Below are 7,263 nucleotides of genomic sequence, written 5' to 3'. Positions count from 1 at the left end.
ACCCCTTGTGTAATACAAACATTGTATTACACAAGACACTACGCCGCAAGCAGCGGGGAAATGCCCACGAATAGAGCTATGCTCTATTTATTATAACATATAGATTCATTTGAAAGAATGATATTTGTGATTATGATGTCATATTGTTTATCACTAATTCAAAATATAAAGTATTTGACTGAAAAGGTATAAAAAAAACACCCGAAGGTGTCCAAAACCGTACAGTGCAGGCACAGTTTTTCATTCATGTGTATGTGTGTCAATAAGGGGGTTTCCCTTACATGGATAGTTATACCACCTTACAGTTCTTACAAATGCTTAATGTTATGAAATAAAGCATTTTTGTCATAGACGGATTATTTTTTTATTTTGTGCTTGACCTAAAGTTAACTTTAGCCTGTAGAATGCAAATAGATGTTGGAAACAACAAAGGAGGATATACCATGTTAGGTACATTTACATACTACAACCCAACCAAATTACATTTTGGAAAAGATGCACTTGCTTCATTAAAAGAGGAATTGCAAAACTACGGACCAAAAGTTATGCTTTCTTTTGGTGAAGGTTCCATCAAGAAAAATGGAATCTATGATGCAGTGATGCAAGTCTTAGCAGATTGCAAGAAAGAAGTATTTTTAGATCCAGGCGTTATGCCAAACCCAACTGTGGATAAATTATATGAAGGATGCAAGATTGCTAAAGACAATGAAGTTGACTTTATTTTAGCTGTTGGTGGAGGTTCTACTGTAGACTATGCTAAAGCAGTTTCAGTGAGTACATACTGCGAAGAAGACCCATGGGATAAGTACTATTTACGAATGGAAGAAGTAGACAATAAAATCATCCCTGTTGGTTGTATTCTTACAATGGTAGGAACTGGTTCTGAAATGAATGGAGGATCTGTTATTACAAATCCGCAGACAAATTTAAAAATTGGACATGTATACGGTCCAAATGTATTCCCTAAATTTGCGATTTTAAACCCAGAGTATACATTTACAGTTCCAATGTATCAAATGGTTGCTGGATGTTTCGATATTATGTCACATATTCTTGAACAATACTTTTCAGGAAATGATGATAATACATCAGACTACATTATGGAAGGCTTACTAAAATCATTAATTCACAGCGCAAGAATTGCCGTGAAAAACCCAATGGACTATGAAGCTAGAAGTAACATTATGTGGACATCTACTTGGGCACTAAATACACTTGTTGCTGTTGGAAAAACAACAGACTGGGAAGTTCATATGATCGGACAATCAATTGGTGCGTATACTGATGCAACACACGGAATGACTCTTTCTGCTGTATCAATTCCATACTATAAAATGATTTTACCTTATGGTGTGGCTAAATTTAAACGCTATGCTATGAACGTTTGGAATGTACAAGCACAAGACAAAGATGATACACAAATTGCCCTTGAAGGTTTACAAGCAATGGAAGACTTCATGAAAGAACTCGGACTTGTCTTAAGTGTTAAAGACTTAGGCGTTACTCCTGAAATGTATGATGGCATTGTTGCTGGTACCCCACTAAATACTGGCGGCTACAAAACACTAAGCAAAGAGGATGTTAAAGCTATTTTAGAAGAAAGTATGAATGCATAATTCGAATCGGAAACATGTTATACTACATGTTTCCTTTTTTATTGCGTGCATCTAGACCACGTAAACAAATTGGCTATGATAGGATAGGCTTATAGGAAAGGAGTGATTTTTATGGCACATATGATGCATATGAATAATCTCAAACAAAAGTTCTTTATCTCTCTTATACTGGCAATTCCAATTTTCTTATTATCTAACATGATGGGACTTCAATTACCCATTCATATACAATTTACAGACAGCCACTGGCTTGTCTTACTATGTTCAACTGCACTATTCTTCTATGGTGGTAGTCCTTTTTTAAGTGGTGCGAAAATGGAAATACAGATGCACCAACCTGCGATGATGTCGCTAATCGCACTTGGCATTTCCACTGCATATATTTATAGTCTGTATGCATTTGTTTCTAATTATATACTGCACTTGCAACCACATGTGATGGACTTCTTTTGGGAACTTGCGAGTTTGATTGTAATTATGTTATTTGGACACTGGATGGAAATGAAAAGTGTTATGCAAGCTGGTGATGCTCTAGAAAGTATGGCAAAACTATTACCTAGTGTTGCTAGTGTAAAGCAAAGTGATGGAAGTTATCTAGATACACCGATCGAACAACTAAAAAAAGATGATATCGTCTTAGTAAAAGCAGGCGAACGCATTCCTGCAGATGGAGTGCTTATCGAAGGTTCGGGAAGTGTTGATGAATCGCTTGTTACTGGAGAATCAAGAGCAATCACAAAACAGGTCAACGACATGCTTATTGGTGGATCGCAAAACGGAAACCACTCGCTATTGATGAGAATTCATGCAACTGGTGATGCAAGTTATATTTCCCAGGTTATGAAACTAGTCAGCGATGCGCAAAAAGAAAAATCAAAAGTTGAATCTATTAGTGATGTAGTCGCTAAATATTTGTTTTATATCGCTACCGGTGTTGGTATTGCAAGTTTTATCATTTGGTTGATCCTCAGCAAAGATGTAAGCACAGCTTTATTACGTATGGTGAGTGTTCTTGTTATTGCATGTCCTCATGCTCTTGGTTTAGCCATTCCACTTGTTGTAGCGCGTTCCACATCCATTGGCGCAAAACATGGAATTCTGATTCGTAAACGTACTGCTCTTGAAATCGCAAATAAAATTACAATAGTAATGAGCGATAAAACCGGAACCCTTACAGAGGGAAAATTTGAAGTAAAAGAAATACGATCTGTTTCCACAAAATATGATGATAACCAAATCCTTGCATACATGGCAGGTCTTGAAAGTGAAAGTAGTCACCCTCTTGCTTTTGGTATTTTAAATGATGCGAAGGCAAAACAAATTAAACCAGTTTCGCTATCAAACATTGAGACCTTACCAGGCATTGGTTTACAAGGTATCCAAGACCAAAATATAAAGTTACTATTGGTATCTCACTCGTATATGGATACACATCAAATTAACTACGACAAGACCACATTTAATATGCTTAGTGAAAAAGGCTATGCAATTAGTTACTTGCTAGAAAACGAGCAATTGATTGGTTATATTGCACAAGGTGATGAAATCAAAGAAGATGCAAAAGCCTTTATTCAAGGCTTAAAAGAAAAAGGTATCACATCCATGATGCTAACAGGTGATAATGAAAAAGCTGCATCCAAAGTACAGCAATTATTACATATTGATAAAGTGGAAAGTTCCTTGCAACCGCAAGATAAAGAGCATATTATTCAGACCTATCAAGCGCATGGTGAAAAAGTCATGATGGTTGGTGATGGAATTAACGATGCCCCTGCATTAAGTCGTGCTAATATCGGTGTAGCTATTGGTGCAGGTACTGATGTTGCGATTGATAGTGCGGATGTCGTGCTTGTAAAAAGCAATCCACTGGACATACTAAACTTCTTCTCACTTGCAAAAAACACAACTAGAAAAATGATGCAAAACCTATGGTGGGGAGCAGGATATAACATCATTGCAATCCCACTTGCTGCTGGTGTATTGGCACCATTTGGTATCATACTATCTCCTGCAATTGGTGCTATTTTGATGAGTGCATCAACTATCATTGTTGCAATTAACGCAATGATGCTCAAATTATAAAAGAACGTTCGGTTTGTCTATCATGCGACAAAACTGAACGTTTTTTTACGAGAATTTAAAATATAGGATGGAATGATCTTCTGCTAGTGTTTTAGCAGCCGCATCCATTGACTGATTACTAATCACACTTAAACTGTTGGTTTGCATATATGCTTGTCCCTCAAGAGCACTCATAATTTGCTCATATGCAACATCATTACTTTGATACAACACCACAACTGCAATCGTTTCATCATACTCTTCATGTGTAGCTAATAATGTTACACCAAATGGATTGGTATCTAACAACTTTGTATTTCCGCCCCAAATGTACTCAATATAATGACGCACAAAATCAACATACTCGTGATAATTATGAATATCTTTTAAGTCTTTTAGTTGTCCCAAGAATTGATTCCCTAGTTTTTCATCTTGATACTTACTCATTATCCCCTCGCCTTTCCGCCATAGCATGAACGATAATTCCGTTACTAAAATACTACCATTTTTGTATGCTGATTGCCATAAAGATTTCACAAACATCAACTCTGTTTATAACCATCTTATAATGGAAAAGGTCAACTTAACATATACATGTAAAGTTGACCTTTTTACTTACCTAAATAGTAAGTAGTGTACAATCCCTCAATTGTACTTGGTATAGAATACCCGCCTAGTGTTTTTCCGTTTGTGTGTTTATGTGTGTGTTTTATAAGGAAGTTTGTAGGACATAGGCTATCCTAAGAAGAATAATTATCTAATTACCTTCTATTAATTAGATGCATATATTTGAAAAAGGTTGGATTTTTATCTAAGTTTTCTTACATCTTTTCTAATCCACATATTCCATATCTAATACAAACTACTAAAATATAAGATTTATATCACCAATCCAATCACTCTGATGTATAATAATGAAGATAAAAAGACGAGGAGAGATCATATGGACGTTTACGAAAAATCATTAGAATTACATAAGAAGCATAGAGGGAAACTTGCTGTCACATCAAAAGTTGAAGTAAAAAATATGGAAGATCTATCATTAGCATATACTCCAGGTGTTGCTCAACCATGTCGTGAAATCGTGGAAGATGATAATGCGATATATACCTATACAAATAAAGGAAACTTCGTAGCTGTTGTGACAGATGGAAGTGCCGTGCTTGGACTTGGTAACATTGGCCCAAAAGCTGCAATGCCCGTGATGGAAGGAAAGGCAATTCTATTTAAAGAGTTTGCAGATATTGATGCCTTCCCTATTTGTTTAGATACACAAGATACAGAAGAAATCATTCGTACCGTAAAACTACTTACCCCTACATTTGGTGGAATCAATTTAGAAGACATTAGTGCACCAAGATGTTTTGAAATCGAAAGACGTTTAATTGAAGAATGTGACATTCCAGTTTTCCACGATGATCAACATGGAACTGCAATTGTGGTAAGCGCTGGTATTATCAATGCGTTAAAGTTGGTAAAGAAAGATATTGCACAAGCAAGTATCGTTATCAATGGAGCAGGTTCTGCAGGTATCAGTATTTGCAAGTTACTCTTACAAATTGGAGCCAAAGATGTCACTTTAGTTGACTTAAAAGGTGCACTTTGTCCAGGTGAAACATGGATGAATGAAGCACAAGCTGCAATGACAAATATCACAAACCCCAACAAACAAACTGGTGACTTAGCAACCATTATGAAAGGCAAAGATGTTTTCATTGGTGTAAGTGCACCAAATATTGTAAGTGCAGAAATGGTACGTACTATGAATTCTGATGCAATTGTTTTTGCGATGGCAAATCCAGTTCCAGAAATCATGCCAGATGTCGCAAAAGAAGGTGGTGCTCGTATTGTTGCAACGGGACGTAGTGATTTTGCTAACCAGATCAATAATGTATTGGTATTCCCTGGAATCTTTAGGGGTGCACTTGATGCAAGAGCATCTAAAATCACTGAAGAAATGAAAGTTGCTGCTGCTAAAGCAATCGCTTCTGTTGTAAAAGATGAGGAACTTACTGAAGATTACATTATTCCAAATTCATTTAATAAAGATGTCGTTACAGTTGTGGCCAACGCTGTAAAAGCTGAAGTAAACAAGTAATTGGAGAACCTCATGAAAGAAATTAGCGTAAATGCAATCCGTGATGTACTTGCAAACATGGTGCAAGATATCAATGTAAACTATCCAAGTGATATATATGAACTCTTACAACAAGCAAATACACAAGAAACAAATGATCTTGCCAAAGATACTTTAGGTATACTTTTAGATAATGCCAAAATTGCAAAGCAAGAAAAAATTCCTGTATGTCAAGATACAGGAATGGCAATTGTATTTTTAAAAATTGGACAAGATGTACATTTAATTGATGGGGATTTAACCGAAGCTGTCAATGCAGGAGTTGCTGCTGGATATGAAGCTGGTTATTTACGAAAATCAGTTGTCGATGACCCACTATATGAACGTATCAACACAAAAAATAATACACCGTGTATTTTATATACAGAAATCATTCCTGGTGAAAAGGTCATCATTGAAGTAGCTGCCAAGGGTTTTGGTTCGGAAAATAAAAGCACACTTACAATGCTTACACCTGCCGATGGTGAAGAAGGTGTGATTCAAACTGTGCTTGAGGCAATTAAAAATGCCGGGCCTAATGCATGTCCCCCAATGGTTGTCGGTGTTGGTATTGGTGGAACTTTCGATTATGCTGCTGTTCTAGCAAAAAAAGCATTACTTCGCGATAGTCGCACAACTAATAGTAATCCCGCTTATGCTAAACTTGAAAAGAAATTGCTGCAACTTGCCAATGAAACAGGAATTGGACCACAAGGATTTGGTGGTGATGCGACTGCACTTGCAATTAATGTAGAATACTTTCCTACACATATCGCAGGACTACCTGTCGCCGTGAATATTTCTTGCCATATTACAAGACATGCAAAAGAGGTACTATCATGAAACACATTCAACTACCTTTAACCAAAGAAACAATGAAGGACTTAAAAACCGGAGATTTAATTTATCTTAGTGGCGAATTATATACTGCTAGAGATGCAGCACATAAACGCTTGTTTGAAATGATTCAAAACAATGAATCTCTTCCCTTTGATTTACAAGATGCAACTATTTATTATGTTGGACCAACCCCAACACAACCAGGACATACCTTTGGTAGTGCAGGTCCTACGACATCTGCAAGAATGGATGCTTATGCACCTACACTTTATGACTTAGGTGTAAGTTGTACCATTGGAAAAGGATATCGAAGTTCAGCAGTCAAAGATTCAATTATAAAAAATCAAGCACTCTATGCAGTTGCTATTGGTGGGGCTGGTGCTTTATTAGGTAAATGTATTAAAAAAGCAGAGCCTGTAGCTTTTGCTGATCTAGGTGCAGAAGCCATTTTAAAACTAACTGTCGAAAACTTTCCTGTCACGATCGCTTTAGATGCACAAGGAACAAATTTATATCAACGATAACAAAGAGCTCAAAGCCAATGTCATTAAGTTAAGGATTGTAAAACATAGAAGAGTTGGAAATATCTGACCCTTCTTTTTTATTTGCTCAATGTGTTGACAAAAAATC

General features: G+C 36.4%; 6 protein-coding genes. 5 read left to right on the top strand and 1 reads right to left on the bottom strand.

The features are described 5' to 3' along the window. Positions 1 to 443: 443 nt before the first annotated feature. Positions 444 to 1,616: an iron-containing alcohol dehydrogenase gene (locus tag M2098_RS11405; protein WP_280684586.1), complete on the top strand. Its 1,173-nt coding sequence runs from the start codon at positions 444 to 446 to the stop codon at positions 1,614 to 1,616. A gap of 111 nt (positions 1,617 to 1,727) precedes the next feature. Further along, a complete protein-coding gene (locus M2098_RS11400) occupies positions 1,728 to 3,698 on the top strand; it encodes a copper-translocating P-type ATPase (protein WP_280684588.1) in 1,971 nt (656 codons plus the stop codon). Positions 3,699 to 3,743: 45 nt separating this feature from the next. Here the strand turns inward: M2098_RS11400 and M2098_RS11395 are convergent, their stop codons facing one another. After that, positions 3,744 to 4,124 (bottom strand): hypothetical protein, encoded by a 381-nt coding sequence (locus M2098_RS11395; protein WP_280684591.1) that lies wholly within the window; start codon positions 4,122 to 4,124, stop codon positions 3,744 to 3,746. A 496-nt stretch (positions 4,125 to 4,620) separates the two neighbouring features. On the opposite strand from M2098_RS11395, the gene M2098_RS11390 reads away from it, so the two are divergent. Genes M2098_RS11390 through M2098_RS11380 form a run of 3 tightly spaced genes read left to right on the top strand, consistent with a single transcriptional unit; the run spans position 4,621 to position 7,157 of the window. Then, positions 4,621 to 5,775 carry an NADP-dependent malic enzyme gene (locus M2098_RS11390; protein ID WP_280684593.1) on the top strand — a complete coding sequence of 385 codons (1,155 nt, stop codon included), beginning with the start codon at positions 4,621 to 4,623 and terminating at the stop codon, positions 5,773 to 5,775. A 12-nt stretch (positions 5,776 to 5,787) separates the two neighbouring features. Continuing rightward, a complete protein-coding gene (locus M2098_RS11385; protein WP_280684595.1) occupies positions 5,788 to 6,636 on the top strand; it encodes a fumarate hydratase in 849 nt (282 codons plus the stop codon). Continuing rightward, positions 6,633 to 7,157 carry a Fe-S-containing hydro-lyase gene (locus M2098_RS11380; protein ID WP_280684597.1) on the top strand — a complete coding sequence of 175 codons (525 nt, stop codon included), beginning with the start codon at positions 6,633 to 6,635 and terminating at the stop codon, positions 7,155 to 7,157. Before M2098_RS11385 ends, M2098_RS11380 begins: the two co-directional genes overlap by 4 nt. Positions 7,158 to 7,263 lie beyond the last annotated feature (106 nt).

The organism is Breznakia sp. PFB1-19 (assembly GCF_029893935.1).
Taxonomy (GTDB): domain Bacteria; phylum Bacillota_I; class Bacilli_A; order Erysipelotrichales; family Erysipelotrichaceae; genus Breznakia; species Breznakia blatticola.
Note: the sequence above shows the minus strand (reverse complement) of the source record. Positions and strands in the feature narration are given on the sequence as shown.